The 19119-nt window shown below is 53.5% G+C and carries 20 protein-coding genes; 1 reads left to right on the forward strand and 19 read right to left on the reverse strand.

All coding sequences use genetic code 11. The features are described 5' to 3' along the window. Window positions 1–245: 245 nt before the first annotated feature. The 13 genes from recO to RSX24_RS21450 all read right to left on the reverse strand — a co-directional run bounded on the left by recO (window position 246) and on the right by RSX24_RS21450 (window position 11610). A complete protein-coding gene (gene recO, locus RSX24_RS21390) occupies window positions 246–998 on the reverse strand; it encodes a DNA repair protein RecO (RefSeq protein ID WP_236416681.1) in 753 nt (250 codons plus the stop codon). A gap of 33 nt (window positions 999–1031) precedes the next feature. Further along, window positions 1032–1172, reverse strand: coding sequence for a YqzL family protein (locus tag RSX24_RS21395; protein WP_236416682.1), 141 nt, complete (start codon window positions 1170–1172; stop codon window positions 1032–1034). A gap of 101 nt (window positions 1173–1273) precedes the next feature. Beyond that, a complete protein-coding gene (gene era / locus RSX24_RS21400; protein ID WP_236416683.1) occupies window positions 1274–2176 on the reverse strand; it encodes a GTPase Era in 903 nt (300 codons plus the stop codon). Between the two features lie 43 nt (window positions 2177–2219). Beyond that, window positions 2220–2636, reverse strand: coding sequence for a cytidine deaminase (locus tag RSX24_RS21405; protein WP_343261727.1), 417 nt, complete (start codon window positions 2634–2636; stop codon window positions 2220–2222). 22 nt (window positions 2637–2658) lie between these two features. Then, window positions 2659–3030 carry a diacylglycerol kinase family protein gene (locus tag RSX24_RS21410; protein ID WP_343261728.1) on the reverse strand — a complete coding sequence of 124 codons (372 nt, stop codon included), beginning with the start codon at window positions 3028–3030 and terminating at the stop codon, window positions 2659–2661. Beyond that, window positions 3030–3527 carry an rRNA maturation RNase YbeY gene (gene ybeY / locus RSX24_RS21415; protein ID WP_343261729.1) on the reverse strand — a complete coding sequence of 166 codons (498 nt, stop codon included), beginning with the start codon at window positions 3525–3527 and terminating at the stop codon, window positions 3030–3032. Before ybeY ends, RSX24_RS21410 begins: the two co-directional genes overlap by 1 nt. A gap of 36 nt (window positions 3528–3563) precedes the next feature. Next, the gene (locus RSX24_RS21420) at window positions 3564–5816 is read right to left on the reverse strand and encodes an HD family phosphohydrolase (protein WP_339273865.1); all 2253 of its coding nucleotides are present in this window, start codon (window positions 5814–5816) and stop codon (window positions 3564–3566) included. Between the two features lie 16 nt (window positions 5817–5832). Further along, window positions 5833–6804: a PhoH family protein gene (locus RSX24_RS21425; RefSeq protein WP_236416688.1), complete on the reverse strand. Its 972-nt coding sequence runs from the start codon at window positions 6802–6804 to the stop codon at window positions 5833–5835. Between the two features lie 6 nt (window positions 6805–6810). Further along, a complete protein-coding gene (gene yqfD / locus RSX24_RS21430; RefSeq protein ID WP_343261730.1) occupies window positions 6811–8004 on the reverse strand; it encodes a sporulation protein YqfD in 1194 nt (397 codons plus the stop codon). Continuing rightward, window positions 8001–8294: a sporulation protein YqfC gene (gene yqfC, locus RSX24_RS21435; RefSeq protein WP_236416690.1), complete on the reverse strand. Its 294-nt coding sequence runs from the start codon at window positions 8292–8294 to the stop codon at window positions 8001–8003. The genes yqfD and yqfC overlap by 4 nt, the downstream gene beginning before the upstream one ends. A 173-nt stretch (window positions 8295–8467) precedes the next feature. After that, window positions 8468–9067, reverse strand: coding sequence for a YqfB family membrane protein (locus tag RSX24_RS21440; RefSeq protein WP_236416691.1), 600 nt, complete (start codon window positions 9065–9067; stop codon window positions 8468–8470). A 19-nt stretch (window positions 9068–9086) separates the two neighbouring features. Beyond that, window positions 9087–10091 carry a flotillin-like protein FloA gene (floA, locus tag RSX24_RS21445; protein ID WP_236416692.1) on the reverse strand — a complete coding sequence of 335 codons (1005 nt, stop codon included), beginning with the start codon at window positions 10089–10091 and terminating at the stop codon, window positions 9087–9089. 163 nt (window positions 10092–10254) lie between these two features. Continuing rightward, entirely contained in the window at window positions 10255–11610 is a 1356-nt protein-coding gene (locus tag RSX24_RS21450; protein WP_343261788.1) for an NfeD family protein, read from the reverse strand. A 204-nt stretch (window positions 11611–11814) separates the two neighbouring features. Here RSX24_RS21450 and RSX24_RS21455 point away from each other — a divergent pair, with 204 nt between their 5' ends. Then, window positions 11815–12300: a helix-turn-helix domain-containing protein gene (locus RSX24_RS21455; RefSeq protein ID WP_343261731.1), complete on the forward strand. Its 486-nt coding sequence runs from the start codon at window positions 11815–11817 to the stop codon at window positions 12298–12300. Between the two features lie 82 nt (window positions 12301–12382). Here the strand turns inward: RSX24_RS21455 and RSX24_RS21460 are convergent, their stop codons facing one another. The 6 genes from RSX24_RS21460 to RSX24_RS21485 all read right to left on the reverse strand — a co-directional run bounded on the left by RSX24_RS21460 (window position 12383) and on the right by RSX24_RS21485 (window position 18951). Continuing rightward, complete coding sequence (locus RSX24_RS21460; RefSeq protein ID WP_236416694.1) at window positions 12383–12826, reverse strand: GatB/YqeY domain-containing protein; 444 nt, start codon at window positions 12824–12826, stop codon at window positions 12383–12385. A gap of 16 nt (window positions 12827–12842) precedes the next feature. Next, a complete protein-coding gene (rpsU, locus tag RSX24_RS21465; RefSeq protein WP_005547957.1) occupies window positions 12843–13016 on the reverse strand; it encodes a 30S ribosomal protein S21 in 174 nt (57 codons plus the stop codon). A gap of 107 nt (window positions 13017–13123) precedes the next feature. Next, the gene (locus tag RSX24_RS21470; protein WP_236416695.1) at window positions 13124–13483 is read right to left on the reverse strand and encodes a histidine triad nucleotide-binding protein; all 360 of its coding nucleotides are present in this window, start codon (window positions 13481–13483) and stop codon (window positions 13124–13126) included. Between the two features lie 145 nt (window positions 13484–13628). After that, window positions 13629–13988, reverse strand: coding sequence for a hypothetical protein (locus RSX24_RS21475; protein WP_343261789.1), 360 nt, complete (start codon window positions 13986–13988; stop codon window positions 13629–13631). 365 nt (window positions 13989–14353) lie between these two features. Then, window positions 14354–17770 (reverse strand): SbcC/MukB-like Walker B domain-containing protein, encoded by a 3417-nt coding sequence (locus RSX24_RS21480; protein ID WP_343261732.1) that lies wholly within the window; start codon window positions 17768–17770, stop codon window positions 14354–14356. Then, complete coding sequence (locus tag RSX24_RS21485) at window positions 17767–18951, reverse strand: exonuclease SbcCD subunit D (protein WP_343261733.1); 1185 nt, start codon at window positions 18949–18951, stop codon at window positions 17767–17769. Before RSX24_RS21485 ends, RSX24_RS21480 begins: the two co-directional genes overlap by 4 nt. Between the last annotated feature and the right edge of the window lie 168 nt (window positions 18952–19119).

Here is a 19119-nt window from a genome sequence, read left to right on the forward strand (position 1 = left end):
TCCACCCTACTTGGCCTGCGTAACGAAGGTTAAGCAAAGCCCACTTTTTCCGTGTCCATTCATGCTCCCGAGTGCCGTTTCGCAAACCGACTCAGCCAGGCTCTCACCATCCCCGGCTCGCTCAATGATTCGTCCTGAATGCTACTCTCTCGTTCAACGCATGACTCTAAAAAAGAGAAATTACATTGATAATATATAATTCCTATTAAAAAGTCAAGAACATATTTTTTTCAAAAACGAGCAGTTCAAATCCCGTACTTTTCCATCTGGTCCAGGAAAGAACGGGATTTTAAATGAAGCCCTAACTGGTGATCCATGAAGGCTCGCATGATTCGTTTAAGTTCGGCCCGGGTGTCTTCGCTGACCGATATGCTGCCCAATCGTTGCAGATCCAGCTGAGCAAACAAACGAAGCAGCTTAAGCGCCCTCGGGCCCACACTCATCGCCGGCGGATCAAAATGCTTGCAGGCCCTGCAAAGCACTCCGCCCAGTCTTGGACTGACGAACAGCTGCTCCTCCGGACGCTCGCGTCCGCAGGAAATGCATTCGTCCAGAGCCGGGCCGTATCCTGCGGCCTGCAATATTTTCATCTCATACAGACCGGTGATGACCACCGGGTCTTTGTCTTCCTTCAATGCCTGAAGGCACGCCTTTAGTTGTTTGAACCAAAATGCACCTGTTTCCTCTTCCTGCAGCACCCGGTCCAAAAGCTCGCAAGCATAGGCAGCATAAGCAGCCTTGACCAGGTCTTCCCTCAGCTCATGGTTGGATTCAATGATCTCGCCTGCGTTCAGCGTTCCCAGACCTTTGTTGCGGAAGTATACATATTGGCCGTACGTAAAAGGCTGTACCAGCGCAGCATGTCTACTCTTGGGCTTTTTGGCGCCCTTGACAAGCACCCCTACTTTTGTTCCGCTTTCGGTGCAAAGCGTAACAATTTTATTTCCCTCGCCGTAATCCATGCTGCGGATGACAATCCCTTCCACCCTGTATAGCATGCCTCGTCACCTAACCATTCCCGAAGATGCCAATCAACTCTCGGCTTCTTCATCTTCGATTCCTTCCCCTGAAGCTTCCGACTCCGGTTCCAATGCATTACACGCCTCGGTATATAGCAAATAAGATTCTACATCCCCCGTCATCGTAAACACCTTCCACGAAAAATCTCGCACTCGGAATTCATCCTCTCTTCGGAAATGACGTCTGCTTCTACCCGATAGGATGGAGTTTTCCAAGGGAAACTATGTGTTGCAATTAATGGATACTCGCCGGGTCAGGCATCACGATGGAAGCCCAAGTCGCGCAACACACGTTCCTGATTTCTCCAGTCTTTCTTGACTTTAACCCACAGATCCATATAAATTCTTGAGCCAAGCAAATTCTGTATATCCGTTCGGGCGCGCTTGCCTACTTCTTTAAGCATGGCGCCCTGTTTGCCGATGATGATGCCCTTCTGGGAATCCCGCTCCACAAAAATAACCGCCGAAATATACACCACGCCGTTATCCTGCACCTTCATATCCTCGATGGTTACAGCGATGGAATGCGGTACCTCTTCACGCGTCATTTGCAAAATTTTCTCCCGGATCAGCTCAGCGCACACAAATTGCTCGGGGTGGTCCGTGACCTGGTCTTCGGGATAATACTGCGGGCCTTCCGGCAGGTATTTGCCGATCTGCTCGAGCAAAGTCGAAACATTGTTGCCATGCATCGCCGATACGGGAACGATCTCCGCAAAATCATGCAGTTTGCGATATTCCTCAATCAGCGGAAGCAAGGCTTCCGGCTCTACTTTGTCGATTTTGTTCATGACCAAAATCACCGGAGTCCGCACGTTTTTGAGCTGCTCGGCAATGTAACGGTCTCCGCCGCCCATACCTTCCGAAGCATCGATCAGGAACAGCGCCGCCTCGACTTCGCCAAGCGTGTTCAGGGCCGTTTGGTTCATGAAATCGCCCAATTTGGATTGGCGTTTATGGATTCCCGGGGTATCCAAAAAAACGATTTGCTGTTCGGCAGAGGTGTATACGCCATGAATCTTGTTGCGCGTCGTCTGCGGCTTATCCGACATAATCGCGATTTTTTGCCCGATAATTTTGTTCATCAGCGTGGATTTGCCCACGTTCGGACGGCCGACGATGGCAACAAAACCCGATTTGAATGCTTGTTTTTTCATATGTTCCTCCTCAGGCGCCTAGGCCTGGAATGTGTATTTTTGCTTACTGTTTGGTCGATTTTTCGAGATCAGCCGGTCCAAACGCCCATGGCAGCAATTCGGCCACGGTTGTTTCCTGAAGATCTCCTTTCAGATTGCCCAAAAAAACGGGCATGTCCGGCTCGCAAAGCTCGAACAATACCTGACGGCATACCCCGCAAGGCGCGATGGGACCTTCCGTATCGCCCACAACCGCAATCGCTTTGAAGCTGCGCGGCTTCTGCCCGCCCGCAATGGCGCTGAACAACGCGGTACGTTCAGCGCAGTTGCTCGGCGTATAAGCCGCATTCTCGATATTGCACCCATGATGAACGTTGCCCTCATGGTCCAACAATGCCGCACCAACCCCGAAATGGGAATAAGGAGTGTACGCTTTCGTACGTGCCTTGATCGCTTGCTGCATCAATCCCTGTTTATCCATCTCTAATCACTCCCTTTATTCCTCATGACAACCCCAGCCATCGCAGGACCGGCTTCGCAAAAACGATGCATCCCACGATGACGGCGAACACCGCAGCCAGCAAAACCGCACCGGCCGCGGTGTCTTTTGCCGCTTTGGCCAGCGGATGAATATTAGGCTCAGCCAGATCCACCGCAGCCTCCACGGCCGTGTTCATCAACTCGGTGACCAGCACCAGAAAAATGGCGGTAAGCACAAACAGCCATTCCATTTTGGAAATGCCGAAAAAAACTCCGGCTGCACACATAAGGAAGGCTGCTCCTGTATGTACCTGAACATTGCGTTGGGTCCGCAGCCCGTATACGATTCCCTCCGCCGCATTGCGGAATACCAACCCCCAGGAGCGCCTTTTCATTATCGTGTCAGCCCGGCACGTGCCAGAACCGCTTCCTGTTTGCCCATCATTTCGGCTTCGCTTGCTTCATCCTGATGGTCATACCCCAGAAGATGCAGGAAACCGTGCACAAACAAAAAGCCCAGCTCACGCTCAAACGAGTGTCCATATTCTTCGCTTTGCGCAATCGTGCGCGGAACGGAAATAATGATATCGCCGAGCACCTCGGGCATTTCCTCCAGCTCTTCATCCTCATCCAGCTCATAGATGATATCGAGCTCTTCGTCAACGGATTCATTCATCGCAAAGGACAATACGTCCGTCGGACGGTCAATGCCGCGATAGTCGCGATTCAATTCATGAATTTGCGCATCGTCAACAAAAGTCAGGGCTACCTCGCCCTCCTCGATGCCTTCGGCTTCTCCGGCAAGCACGAGCAATCGCTCGAGCATTGCAATCATGGATTCCGAAATTTCTTCATCCTCTTGTTCATTATTCCATGCCAGATTAAGGGTCATTCTTTCTAGCTCCTGTCTGCTCATAATAAAATCGGTTCAACCTGCTTCCGGTGAAACCGGCTTCGATTTTTTGATTTCCTCCGGATATTCGATCCGGGAATGGAAAATGCCCATCACCGTTTCCTGCAGCGTTTTGGCTATGATGTCCAGCTCGCGCATCGTCAAGTCACATTCGTTGAACTGATGATCGTCAAGCCGTCCCTTGATGATTTTTCCGATCATGGACTCCACCTGTTCGACCGTCGGTTTACGCAGGGAGCGAACTGCGGCCTCCACACTGTCGGCAATGCCGACAATCGCGGATTCCTTCGATTGCGCCTTCGGTCCCGGGTAACGGAAATCCTCCTCCGTAAAGTCCGGTTCCACGCCGGCTTCCTCTGCCTGGCGCAAGGCCTTGTGGTAGAAAAAGTGAAGGAATGTCGTCCCGTGATGCTGTTCCGCGATATCCCGGATCGGCTTCGGCAGCTTATAGTCCTTCTGCATCTCCACCCCATCCCTGGCATGTGCGACGATGATCGACTTGCTCAGCTTCGGATCGATGGAATCATGGGGGTTTTCCATATTGTTCTGGTTTTCGATAAAATAAATCGGACGCTTCGTTTTGCCTATGTCATGATAATACGAACCGACGCGACATAGCAATCCATTGGCGCCGATGGCTTCAGCCGCAGCCTCCGAAAGATTCCCGACCATGACGCTGTGATGGTATGTTCCGGGCGTTTCGGTCAGCAGCTTGCGCAGCAGCGGATGATTCGGATTGGACAGTTCCACCAGTTTCAGCGCGGACAAAATGCCAAAAGAGGTTTCGAAAAACGGCATTAGCCCCATGACTAGAATCGCAGTCAGCACACCGCCGGCAAACGCAAACCCGATGCCGTATAACGTTGTCGTCCGGCTCCATTCTCCCGAATCCATCAAAGCCACGGTAAAGACCGCAAGCGAACCGAACAGGCAGACCATGATCGCCCCTTTGATGATCGTGGAGCGCTGGCTGGCGCGGTGCGTGGCAAAAATGGCCACAAAGGATACCAGTACGGCAAAAAATCCGAATTCGAAATCGAACAGCTGACCCTGATGCGTATTCAGGATGATGCTGGACAAAATGCCGATAATGATCGAACAAACAAATGCAAGCGACGTATCCAGCAAAAGCGCAATCATCATCGCGCCGATCGCCACTGGTGCCAAATATCCGACGTAGGATTGCTCATTGGTCTGAATGATCGCTGTCACATGCATAACCACGATCGTAATAATGAATATTAAAACAAGCATCAACAATTGGGCATTATTGTACTTGAAATGTGTTCCGCTGCACTGCTGAATGTACATCAGCACCGCTGCCGATAACAGGCAGGACAACATGAACAGCCCCAGCTGCGGCCAGTAGTTCACTTCGTTCTTCAACAGGTCGTTTTCGTCCAGCAGCGAGTACAGCTCCGGCGTAATCATCTCGCCTTTGGAAACAAGCGTTTCCCCTTGCTTGATGAACACCGTTGGCGTATTTTCACGTGCCTGCACTTTGGCTTCCTTGGTTCCTTCCTCGTCATAGAAACGGTTGGCCGTTAATACAAGCCGGGCAAGCTCCTGAACCACTTCGCGTTGCGTGCGTTTGCCAAGCGAACTGACGCTGACCATTTCAGCCACCTTTGCACGAGCAATGGTCGCATCGCTGATCTGGTCCGTCATCAGCCTGGAAACGATATCCCGGGCAACCGGCTTCATCTCCTGAATGTCATCCGAGGTCAGGCGGGAAATCTTGATGTAGGTTTCCTCCGGAATACGGTAACTTTGCTCCTGCACCACATTTCGCACTTCCTCAAGCAGTGTTTCCGAGTATGTACCCGCTTTTCGGTTGTTGTTGATGAAATTGGAAACAAAATCTTTTTGCCGCTGCGGAATTTCGTCCCGATAAATATCGATTTTGTCCTGGCTGGAAATCTGATCATCCTGGTTCAAACGGTCAATCCGGTCAAGCAGCGTTGTCATCAAATTTTCATTACGCATTTGCACAATCTGATATATCGGTTGAACCCGCTCAGCCGCTTCTTCCTGGGCTTTCAGCGTAGCCTTGTTATTCGGAATTTGCATCGGAGCAGCGATATTCACCTCGCTCCGCGTGCCTTCCTGAATATCATAACGCTCGGGAAGCACCCGCGACGCAAGACTGACATAAAAGACCAGCACCAGAAACAAAAACAGAAGATAGCGTGCCCACACGCTATACTTCCATCCTGTTGTTCTATTCTTTTGAAAAGATTTGCCTTTTGACGTTTCCTTCGAAGTCACGATAGACAATCCCTTTCTACACTTGATTTTCCGCGGCTTCGTTGTATGCGACGATGATTTTCTGCACAAGGGAGTGACGTACGACATCCTGTTCGGCAAAATAAACGAACCCGATCTCCTCTACATCGCCGAGGATCGTTTTGGCATCCACGAGCCCGGATTTTTTGCCCCGCGGCAGATCAATTTGCGTAACATCCCCGGTAATGACCATTTTTGAACCAAAACCGAGACGCGTCAAAAACATTTTCATCTGCTCGGGCGTGGTGTTCTGCGCTTCATCCAAAATGATAAATGAATCGTCCAGCGTCCGGCCGCGCATGTAGGCGAGCGGGGCGATTTCGATCAGCCCGCGTTCCAGCGCTTTGGCAACCTGTTCCTGACCCATCACGTCATACAGCGCATCATAGAGAGGACGCAAGTACGGATCGACCTTTTCCTGAAGATCGCCTGGCAGGAAGCCGAGACTTTCGCCCGCTTCAACCGCAGGACGCGTAAGCACGATTCGTTTGACGCTGCCTTCCTTGAGAGCCGCAACCGCCAACACGACGGCCAAATACGTCTTGCCCGTTCCAGCAGGCCCGATGCCGAATACGACATCGCGTTTCTTGATTGTGGTTACATAGTGCTTTTGCCCGATGGTTTTGACTCGGATCGGCTTTCCGCGGTATGTCGTTGTAATCTCGCCTTTAAACAGATCCAGAAGCTGGTCGGCGCGCAAATCTTTCGCCAGCTCGATGGCATACAGGACATCCCTTTCGGTCAACGCATATCCGTTGCGGACCAATTGCAACAGCACGTCAAATAATTGTTCTAGTGATTCCACGTTCCGGATACCGCCATGAATCACGATTTCCGCTTCGCGGGATGCAATCTGGGCCGGAATTTCATTCTCAATCAGTTTCAGAAAAATATCCTGGGGGCCAAAAAGAGCCTGGCCCTCTCCCGCGCTCTGCAGGGAGATTCGTATGCTGCGTGTTTGCTCTGACAAATAGCCTCATTCTCCTTGACTAGGGACTAACGGAAGTTCTTCCGCAATGCTTTCTTCCACTTCAAATAGTACTTTCATATAAACTTTACCATTCTCTTCACGCTCATGCAAAATTTTTTCACTCAAAATTTTCGTGCCTTTGCCATTTTTCGCGATAATGTCGTTTCTGGCCCCTTCCAGTCCTTTGGCCCTGGCCCATTCTTCCGTATGCTGCTCCTGTCGATCCTGCGTCTCCAAGTCGGTTTCGGTCAACCACCCGAACGGAAGGGTCAGAGAACGCCAGGTGAGCGGTTTATGGTCGCTCTTTGTGTCATACGAACGAAACGGGGTGTCCCCATACCCCCACAGCTGCACGGCCCAATTGCCCAGCACGACGTAAAAACGTTCCTTGCTCTCCCCGGTCATCGTGTGATGCTTTTGCACAAGAGGCACCTCGATTTCGTACTCGCGCCATACAAGGCCCTTGACCTCTCCTTTTGCGACAACAGTCCGTGTATTTTCTTCATCGCCCAATATGCCCGAAATCAGAACCTGTCCCTTTTTTACGCGCATGTCTTTCTGAACGACGGGTCGCCCTTGTTCAGCGTATATGTTCGTAATTACGGCGTCCGTTTTGCTGACCAGATGCCGAGGATTCAACAAAGGTTCCGGCTTAGGCTGAGCGGATTCCACGATCTGGATCGTAACGGTCGTTCCTTCCTTGCTGACACCAACCCAAGTCACGTCAGGCAATGCAAGCGCCAGCTGTTTGGAGAGCTTGTCCTGGCTCTGTAACCGGAACCCCCATTGAAAAGGATACAGCCCTTCTTTTTTGGCTGCAGCAAGCACAACGTCGGAAGGTATTTTGACATTTCCCTTTACTTCCACGCTCCAGACCATGGAAGACAACGCAAACAGTGCCACGATGAAAAACAACATTCCGCCGAGAAAAAACTTTCTCTTCCACAGTCTATCCAAAAAAAAGGGAAAACCGTTGCGCTTCGTTACCCGCATACGACAGCCTGTCCGTTTAAGCAAGGGACGCAACCTGAAAAAATGCGGCAGCAACACGTTCATTTCTGCCGTGTGTGCGTCCCGGGCGCGCAAGTCCCAAATCTCCATCCCTTGCTCCGTCAACAGGTTGATCAACGCTTCGATCTTCTCCCCAGTAACCGTAATGCGGACGTTTCCGCGCAGTTTGTACAGACTGGGCTGCTTCATCCTTTTCCCTCCACTCCATTCATGTGAATATCCAAAATGATGCCTTCTACCGCCACTTCATCAGGCATAATATTGCGAATCATCAGATCTGTCCCCTTGATTTCCAGTTGACCTTGCGACAAGGCAAGCACGATTCGCTCAGGGGTAAACTGGATGACTCCACGATGATTTTCAATATACAATTGCTTGCTGCCGATCAGGGTTAACCGTGGCATATCATAAAGCACATCCTGCGGCAGATCCAGCACTTCGCTGGTCCATCTCCGCAGCTTGCGGCTGATCCGGGTCATTCGAAGGTCTGCCCCCTTCCTATACATTTCAACTTATGCGATGAGGGAAACAAATATGAGAACTATGCGCAAGGAGGGCCGAGCAAAACAAAAAGAACCGTTTTCCGGCGAACAATCGCCAAAAAACGGTTCTTCATTTGTATTATTTCGTCATAAGATAGCCTACTTAAAAACTAAAGCTTTCCGCGGGTCCCGAAGGGTTGCTTAGAGCGCGGCGGACCCAATACTTCCGCCCACAATACGCCACTGCGAATATCCTCCCGGCGCAGCACGGACCGCCCTGCTTCGGCGTCGGAGCCTTGCTCATCCGGAAGCGGGCTAGCGGCAGCTGTATTCGCGGAGGAAATCCGATCCATCCGCTCTTGAATAAGACGCTGCTGACGTTCTACTTCCAGCATCTGCTCCTGCAGTGACGCTCCCTTACCCTCCGAAAGATGGCCTCCAAAATCATCGGCACGGTTATTGGTGGCAGCAGGCTGATCGTGCTGCTCTCCACGGTGGTCATCGTACCACTCATCCTCATATCGCTCATCTTCATCGCGTTCGTCCTCATCATTCGCGCCTCTCGATGAATGAGGTCCTGCAGCCTGCTGAGGAGAATTCTGCCGATTCCAATCCGGTTCTCCCCCACCTCCAAAGGTGGGCATCCCGGTATGGGTACCTTTCTTTTTGGGGTCGCCAGCCTTGGCTGCTTTTCCGATGAAGGAAAACAATGCAAAGCCAATGACTGCTACAATGTACAAATTATCGAATACCCAATCCAATAGGCTCACATGCACTCACCGCCTATCCTCAGTTTTTCGAGCCATCCTGATTGCCGGAGCCGGAATTGTCGCCAGGTTTGCCCAAACTGGTTCTCATTTGGGTATCTGCCTCGATGTTTTTCAGGTTCATGTAATCCATCACGCCGATTTTGCCGCTGCGGAGCGCTTCGGACATCGCCAGTGGAACTTGGGACTCGGATTCCACCACTCGCGCTCTCATTTCCACGACGCGGGCCTTCATCTCTTGTTCTTGGGCAACCGCCATGGCGCGGCGTTCTTCCGCTTTAGCCTGTGCGATGCGTTTATCCGCCTCGGCTTGCTCGGTTTGCAGGAATGCACCGATGTTTTTACCTACATCCACGTCAGCGATATCGATGGACAGAATTTCGAAGGCTGTTCCTGCATCGAGCCCTTTAGCCAGGACTGTACGGGAGATCAGATCCGGATTCTCCAAGACGTCTTTGTGGGAATTGGAAGAACCGTTCGTACTGACGATCCCCTCGCCGACACGGGCAATAATGGTTTCTTCACCGGCACCACCGACCAAACGGTCAATGTTGGCACGTACAGTTACACGAGCTCTAACTTTAACTTCGATACCGTCTTTGGCAACCGCAGAAACGATTGGTGTTTCGATGACGCGCGGGTTAACACTCATCTGTACGGCTTGCAGCACGTCGCGTCCAGCCAGGTCGATCGCTGCAGCCCGTTCAAATTCCAGCGGGATGTTCGCACGTTGTGCAGCAATCAGGGCGTTGACAACGCGGTCTACGTTACCGCCTGCCAGGAAGTGGCTTTCCAGTTGGTTAATCGTCAGTCCAAGACCCGCTTTCGTTGCTTTGATCAACGGGTTCACGATTCGACTAGGCGTAACGCGTCTCAGTCTCATTGCCACCAGAGTAATAATGCCGATCCGTACGCCGGACGCGAGTGCCGAGATCCAGAGCATGACCGGGAAGAAGCTGAAGAACACGCTCAACACGATAATGGCTATTACCGCAATGAACAACACAGAGATCAAACCAGGTTCCATAATGTTAGTTCCTCCATTTTTTCTTAGTTTTATGAACAAAAATCATAACACACCTTGTGAATCTATGCTGCGTTTTACCGAAAAACACCCTTAAAATGGTGCATTCGTTAGCCATACGGCTATGTACCGTGCCAAAGCTCATGACTTTGGCACGCATTTTGAATTAAACGGGAAGAGCTTGTTGTACAACAATTCGCGTTCCTTCGGCCTTAACCACAATGATCGGTGTATCCACAGGGATGAAGCCTCCGTCGGTCACCACATCCACACGTTCACCGTTAAAGAGCGCCGTTCCGGCCGGCCGAAGCGGAGTCAGGCTGATTCCTTGCATGCCAAGCAATTCCTTGCGCTCCGTTGCAGAAGAATAGCCTTTGTCTGCAGTCATTCTGTCACTCAGAATAAATCGTTTCCAGACACCTCTGTCCTTGAACACAATAACCACGATGGCAATCACCACGAGCGCTGCCGCAAAAGCAATGCCGAGCGATACAAAGGCGTCGCTGGTGTCATATGCAGCCCGTACAACGCCTGCAACCAACGCAATCGAGCCGAGAATACCCAGTATGCCAAAGCTCGGAATAAACATTTCCAGAATCATCATAATCAGCCCTACGGTAAACAGAATCCATGTCTCCGCTCCGGCAAACCCGGCAATGTAATTGCCGGAAAAATAGAGGACAAAGCTGACGATGCCCACAATGCCAGGCACGCCGAATCCAGGTACAATCATCTCAATGACCACGCCTGCAATACCCAGGAACAAAAGCACGGTCATGACGACCGGATTCGTCAGAAACGTAGAAATGTTCTCCGCGGTTGTCCGCTCCATCGTAAACACGTCATTGTTCCCGTAACCGAGCCATGCTGCAGCTTCCTCAGGAGTACTGCTGATATGGTCGGCATAACCCACCTTCAGCGCTTCCTCGGCAGACAAAGCAATGATTTCCCCTTTTTGCTTCGTTTTGTTGATTTCCGGCATTTCCACAACGACGTTTACGTCAGCCATGCCGGCAGCGATGTCCGGGTTGCGGCCGCTTTTTTCGGCGGCCCCTTGCATTTTGCTTTTCCAGAAAGCAACCAGCTTAGGATCGTCCACATGTTTACCGGAGCTGTCCACCATCGCCGCCGCACCAATCATGCTTCCTGGCGACATCACGATCTTATCTGCATTCAACGCCAGAAAACTTCCCGCAGAAGCTGCGTCCCCACGCACAAAAGCCACGGTCTGCACAGGGCTTTCCTTGATGAGCGTTCCCAGCGCTTCCGCAGTATCCACTCGCCCGCCGGGCGTATTGATATCAAGTACAATCAACCCGGCCCCCATGGCCTCCGCTTCCTTGAAACCACGCTCCATGAATTTGCCAAGCCCCTGCTCAATCGGTTTGTCAACCGGAATGATGTACACCGACCCGGTCTTGTTTTCAGCCGCATAAACAGAAGACCCGCCCATGAAGACAGGAAGCGTCAGCGTTAATAGCATGATAAGCATCAGTGGCACCGCAAGCCACATTCGACGCATTCCTTTCACAAATAATCCCCCCTTTTCCAATATCGTTATACAGTCCAGCTTATGGTATTTATTACGTAGAATGCAACATTGCGTTTCATAAAAGACAAAATTAATTTATGCCATTAAAGATGTATTTCCAAACAAAGCAGCTCACCACATGGAAATTCCGCAATTTATGAGAACCAGGGCCGTCCCCCACCGAAAGGAACGATCATGAGCTTCGCCGAAGTGACGGGCATTAGCATAACGATGCTGGGTCAGATCGAACGTTGCGAATCCCACCTCTCCATTGCAACGGTGTGGAAAATCGCCAACGGCTTAAAGCTGTCCATCACGGCCTTGATCAGCGAGCCCGTACAAGATGCATCGGTCATTCCGTTGGATCGGGTTCGCATGTGGACGAAAGATGAGGGGCGGATTCGGATATATCCCCACTTCTCCATTGAGGATGGAAGACCGTTTGAGACATACATGATGGAAATGGATCAATACGGAGTGCTTCGGGCGGCCCCCCATAATAAAGGTACGGAGGAGTTCATTTGGGCTTTTGAAGGAGAGCTTATCGTTCAGGTGCATGATCAGGAGTATGCCGTCCCCGCAGGCGCGGCTATCCGGCTCAAGGCAGACAAACCACATGTCTACCAGCATGCCGGATATGCAACGACTCGTTTAAGTATGGTCATTCATTATTCACACTGAAAGGAATATCAAAAATGATAACCGAGTCCAGAGAAAGAAAAAACACCTCCTGAGCATTCAGGAGGTGTTTACCGTTTTTGCTTTATTGCAGAAATTGTTGGACTGCTTGATTAACCAGTTTGCCATCCGCTTTGCCTTTGACTTTCGGCATCAGGGCGGCCATGACTTTCCCCATCTCGGCTTTCGAAGAAGCACCGGTTTCCTGGATGGTCTGCTGTACAATAACTTTAATTTCTTCTTCGGTAAGCTGTGCAGGAAGGTACTGACTAATTACATCAATTTCCGCTTTTGCATTAGCCGCGAGTTCATCGCGACCGGCTTTGTCAAATTCTTGGAGGGCATCTTTGCGCTGTTTGATTTCACGACTCAGGATATCAAGCACTTCGTTGTCATCCAAAGTTCTTTTCAAATCTATTTCAAGATTCTTGATCGTCGAACGAATCAACCGAATGGTGGAGAGTCTGAATTTATCCTTACTCTTCATCGCTTGCTTCATATCTTCGTTCAATCGTTCGCTAAGATTCATGGTAGTTCAAATCCTCCTAAAACTTTCTCTTACGAGCAGCCTCGGACTTTTTCTTGCGCTTCACGCTTGGCTTCTCATAATGTTTACGCTTCTTCACCTCGGCCAGGACGCCATCTTTTGCGATGGAACGTTTAAAGCGACGAAGTGCAGCATCAATAGTCTCGTTTTTGCGAACTTTAGTTTCAGACACCAGTTTTCCCTCCCTCCGACCAGACCGTCCAAGAGCAACAACACGGTTCATCACCTTTCATTATAGGCGAAAGACAATCAAGGTGTCAACCTTAAAGGAATTGTCGATTATTTGTGTGAATCGGATAGACTTGTCAGGGCGCCGATGCGGGTCCCTCCAAGCAGGTGATAGTGCAAATGGTTCACTGACTGTTCCCCATCCTTGCCGCAGTTGTTGATCAAACGATATCCGGAATCTTTGACGCCCAAACGCTCGGCAGCCTCCTGCACCGCCAGGTGCATCTCTCCGATCAACGGCAGATCCTCCGGCGTTACCTCGTTCATGGAAGCAATATGCTTCTTGGGAATGATCAACACATGGGTAGGCGCCGCAGGCTGGATATCATGAAATACGATCACGTGTTCATTCTCCAATACTTTGTTGGAGGGAATGCTGCCCTCGACGATTTTGCAAAACAAGCAATCCATAGTGGATACCCTCCTTTAATTGATATGTTATGTATATCCTTCTTTATCATACCGGAACTGAAATCTCACGTCCAATTTGAAAAAAAACAAGCCTCCCATCTCCCAGGATCTTGAACTCAAGGGAGTTGGGAGGCTGTTCATCGCCTCAATAATAAGGCAGCAGCGACAAGGCCACGAGCCCGAACAACGGCAGCACAAGTCTGTTGAAACGTCTGCGTCCATAACCATAATAAGGATAAGGATAAGGATATGGATATGGATATGGCTGCGGGTATCCATATCCCGGATAAAATCCACGCATTGGCGTGATCGGCATGTTGGATGAAGGCATCACGCTTGGTGCCTGATTCGCATAAGGTACAGCAGCCTCAGGACCAACGGGGACTGCCAGATAAACCATGTCGTCATCCACGTGTTCCACGATCCCATCAAAAAGATTCCCGTCCTCCATCTGGATGCATACATACCGATGCAAATGATCCATGCATAATTTCTTTGCTTCCATTTTTTCCACGTTGCTGCGCCTCCTCAATTAACCTCTGTTCCTGATCCCATCGTATTCAGTTCTGGGCGAATTGACACTATGGGGCACGAAACCCCTACATTTTTTTTGGGCGGCAGCGCCAGAGCAGACGTTCAATCGCGGACAAACCCCAACATCAAATGGATAAAAAAAGAAGCACCCCATGAGCATCTTCCCAGTGGGAGACACTTCCGCAGACGTCTATTCAGGAACATTCCTGATCAAACGTCTGCCAGGGTACTTGTAAATAAGAATTGTCGGCTTGACTGTAGTATAACAGCAGGCTGAACCTGTATCTGTGAGAAAGCTCACGTTCATCGGCAGCCTGCTTTCCTCGTAATCCGGGGTTATAGCGTTTCCAGCATAACTCTGGAACCGCCACCCGCCTCGTTCGCCGGGACGACGATCAATTTGCGGGCAAGACGAGCCCGCAGTTCCGGCACATGGCTGATCACGCCGACGGCCAATCTGTCGTCATGCAGTTTTTCCAGGGAAGTGATCACCGTATCGAGCAGATCGGGATCGAGCGTGCCAAAGCCTTCGTCCAGGAAAAAGAATTGCAGCGGATATTGCCCCCGCAGCTGAATCTGCGCCGACAACGCCAGCGCCAGAGACAGGGAGGTCAGGAAGGTTTCTCCGCCAGACAGGGTGGATACCGGCCGTTTGACACCGCCATTGGCATCGTCGCAGATGACAAAGCCGCCACCGGAATCAACCTCCAGGGAGTAACGCTGCTTGGTCAGGAAACGCAAGCGCTGCGAGGCTGCCTGGCTCACCTGCATTAACTGCTCTTCCGCAATGTATTCCACGAAGGCATTGCCCCGGAACGCCGCTTGCAGCTTGCTCAGCAGCTCTCCCTCTTCGCTGACCTCAAGCCGTTTGTTTTCCAGCTCGGTCCAGCGTACATGCCGCTGCTGCACATCCTCCAAATCCCGCTCTGCTCTGGCTTTCGCTGCAAGTGCAGCTTCATCCTCCGCCCGTCTGGTTTGAAGGAGAGTCATGCAATGCTGCCACTGTTCCTCGGTTACTTCCGCACCGTTCAACTTCTGCTCCAGCTCGCGCAGCAGGGATGCCAGCTCGCGTTCCCGTTCGCGGTGAAGACGGATTTTTTCCGTCAGCCGCAGAACCTCGGTTTCTTCCACCTTGGCGAGTTCCACTTCATGATCGGTTTCAAACGGGGAATGCGCCAGCGATTGCCGCCAATGCTCCATGGCCTGCTCCAGCTGCTGGGCCGCGGACTCGGCAGCTTGACGAGCCAAGGCGTCGTTTTTGACAGACTCTTGCTTCAAGGCATCCGCTTCCTTATAACGCCGGGAAGCCTCTTCGGCAGCCTGTCGCAGCTCGCTTAACCGCGCCTGGGCCGCCGCGATCAGTTCCTCGACGCGCTGTTCACCGACCCATTTGCGCAAACGTTCTTCTTTCTCGGCGAGCTGTTTGGTGTTGCCTTGCCATTCCGTCCGCCACTGGATCAACCGTTTGTCCAGCTCGACCAGCTGCTGATGGAGCGTCTGGATCAGCCGCTCCTTCTCTTCAAGGAACGTGACGCTTTTGCTAAGTCGTTCCTTGATGTCTTCGGAGCGTGCATCGCGCTCCTGCATCGCCTGCACCATGGCTTCAGCCTGCTCCGGGGCGATGCCCGGCAGTTCCGAGGCCCAGCGGGCTTGCAGCGCAGCCGCTGCGGCCTCGCTTTCGGCCAGCCGGCGCTCCGCCTGCGCGAGCGCGGCACGGCCGGCCTCTTGCGCAGCAGCGGCCTCCGCGCGCCGCTGCTGCGCCTCCGCCGCCGCCTGCGCAAGCGCGGCGGCTTCGCCCTGCAGCGGCGCTGCGGCGTCAGCCAGCGCCTGCGCGGCCTGGCGCAGCGCGGCGGCACGCGCCGCGAGCTCCGCCGGAGAGCCTGCGTGCGCGGGCTCCCCGGCGGGCTCTTGCGCCGCTGCCGCAGGCGCGGCTTCGGCGGCGGCTGGGCCGGCCGCCGCGCCGAGCTGCGCCAGCAGGCTGCGACGCTCGTGCAGCTGCTGGCGCAGCCCAAAGCGCAGCTCCTGCAGCTCCGCCTGCAGGCTGCGCAGCAGCTCGAGGTCCGCATCGCCTGCGTGCGGACCTTCTTCCGGCGGCGGCGCCGGGAGCGGGTGGTGCGCGGAGCCGCACACCGGGCAAGGCTCGCCGTCGCGCAGCTCTGCCCGCAGGGCAGCGGAAAGGCGGTGCAGCTCCTGCTCACGCAACGCGCCCTGCAATTGTTCCTCCGCCCGGGCCAGCAAGCGCTGCTCAAGGCCGATATCCTGCTCGCAGGCGGCCAAGGCTTCTACGTTTGCAAAGGTTTGTGCAACCAGCAGCTCTTTTTGCCTAGCCTGGCGTTCTTCCTGCAAGCTCACCGTTTTCTGCTTGGCATCCGCTTGCTCCAAGGCAAGCTTGCCCGCATCCGCCTCGGCTTGATGGCTACGACGCTGTTCGTTGATCGCCTCCAGGCGATGGCGCAGCTCCAGCGCAATCTGCAGCTGCCTGCGTTCGTCAGCTTTCACCTCGCTGACCTTCAAGTCCTCCTGCAGCTCTTCCCGCCGCTTGCGCCCGCGCTGCTGCAGTTCCCGTTCCTTGTCCAACTGCTGGGAAAGGGCAGATTGTTCCGCTTCCCCTTGCTCCAAAAGCCGGGACAAGCGCTGCGTGTCGCTTTGCAAGCCGTCCCGCTCTTTTTGCAGTTCTTTGGCCTGTTCCAATTGTTCCAGACGCAATACGAGCCGCGGTTCTTCCTCAGCCAGTAGGGCACGGGTCTGATCCGCACGGCTCGCCGCCTGCGCGGACAACTGCTCATGCATCGCCGCCTGTTTGCTCGCCGTCTCGGCCGCCTGCTGCCGCAGCTTGCTTGCGCTGTCGGCATCCCGCATCGCCTGCAATGCAGGCAGGATGGCCTCTGCTGCAGCCGCCAGTTTCAGCCGTTGTTCCTCCGCCTCGATCAACGGTTCCTGTGCCTTCAAGTTTTGCTGCTCTGCCTGACGTGCCTGGCGTTCAAGGCCAAGTTCACGCACTTTGCCAAGCCGCTCCGCGGCCTGCATCGATTCTTCCAACGCTTTGCGGGAAGCCTCCGCTTGCTTCGTCGCGGCCTGAACGGCTTGCCCGGCTTCCTCCAACGTCTCACGGCTTGCATTCCCCAGCCCCTGCTGCTCAGCGGCAATGGCTCGATGCTGCACGTCGTTGTCCTTCACTCTGCGGCTAAGCTTGATGGCAAGCTGATCCCCGTATTTCTCCAGATGGAACAGCCGCTGCAGCATTTGGCGCCGCTCGCTGCCTTTCAGGGACAGAAATTCGGCGAATTTGCCCTGCGGCAGCACGACGGCGCGAGTGAAATCATCCATCTTCAGCCCGATGACATCCTCTACGCAACGATTTACGTCGGACACCTTGTCGGCAATCACGTCCGGCTCGGCATCTTCGAGCACTTCTATAAAATGGCTCTTCGTATTGCTCACGGTGACTTCGCCCGTCCGTTTAAACGTACGGTCCACGCGGAACCTGCGCGGTCCGTGGGCCGCAGCCAGCTCGAACTCGAACGAAACCGACAACGAATCTTCCGCATGGTTCATAATGCCTTGGGTGCCGCCTACGGCGCGTTCCACCTTGCCGTACATGGCCAGAGTAATCGCATCCAGCAAGGAGGACTTGCCGCTTCCGGTCGGTCCGAATATGCCGAACAGTCCCGTCTCCGTCAGCACCGTGAAATCGATCTCCTGCGGCTCTCGGTAGCTCTGCAGACCCGCCACTTTCAACCAAATCGGTTTCATCTTGCTTCGACCTCCTCACGAACGCCGGGCTCGTCCTCGTCCACGAGCTCCAAAAACAGCTGGACCAGCCGGTCCTCAGGCTGCGCCCCTCCGGTCTGCCGCTGGTAAAACTTGCGGAACAGCTCATGCACAGGCAATTCCGCGCGCTGCTCCAGCAAGCCCGCCGCCTCCATCTCCGGATATACCGGACGAATGTGAATGATGCCGTCATGCGCCCGCCGCAGCGTCTGGATCTCCTTTAGCGACATCGCGTCGTCCAGCCATACTTCCAGATCCACGAAAGCCTGCGCATCCCTGCCCTCGTCCAGCCAGCGCTGAATTTCGGCCAACCCGCCGCGCGCTTTCCAGCGCACCAGCGGCCGTCCGCAGGACAGCAGCACTTCTTCAACTTGAGCAGGTTGTCCTGGTACGACGTCCACCATAGTGACCGACTTGCTCTGTCCCGCCTCCGAAAAGCTATATGCAAGCGGTGACCCGCTATAACGAATGATCCCGTCACCTTTCACTGCCTGGGCCCGGTGAAGATGGCCCAGCGCTGTATATTGCGCGCCAACAGCCAATGCGGACGGGTCTACGGTGTATGCACCCCCCACCTGAATCGGACGCTCCGAATCTGTCTCCACGCCGCCGAGCACGTAAATATGGCTCATCGCCAGATTGACCGTATCCGGGCGGAAAGAAGCTGCAAGCCGCTGCATCAGCATGCCGACGCGGCGGCTGTATGCCTGGCGAAGCACGCGTTCATCGCTATCCGCGCTGAGCAATTCATTCAGTCGTGATTCGGAAGGATAAGGCAGCGCCGCAATATGCGCCGTCTCTCCGGTCCGCTTGGCATGGATGGTTACCGTCTCGGCGGTCGGCGTTCCGATCAACGTAATCCCATGCCTGTTCACCAGCGGCGTGACCGACGATACCCGCTCAGGCTGATCGTGATTGCCTGCAATGACGACCAGCGGCCTGCCCTTTTCCGTCAGTCTGGCCGCAGCCTCATAGAACAGCTGTTCCGCAGCCGCCGGCGGATTGACGGAGTCGTACACGTCCCCTGCCATCAGCACCGCATCGGCCTGTTGCTCGTCGGCCAACCTGACGAGCTCGTCCACAAAATCCTCCTGCTCCCGAAGTCGGCTCCGACCCTCCAGCGTTTTTCCGAAATGCCAATCTCCCGTGTGCAACATACGCATCGCCCGTTCATCCCCTCTCCATGGAAACCCTCGCGGCCGCGAGGAGAAAAATGCTCCGTACAAACCTGCTTTCCCCCGTACGCTTACCCTCGTCCCGTCCACCCGGGTTTCCTTTGTGTTTCTGCATTCATCTATTGCTGAGCCCTCGTGATCAAGGCACTCATACAG

Source organism: Paenibacillus hubeiensis (assembly GCF_032334105.1).
Classification (GTDB): domain Bacteria; phylum Bacillota; class Bacilli; order Paenibacillales; family Paenibacillaceae; genus Paenibacillus; species Paenibacillus hubeiensis.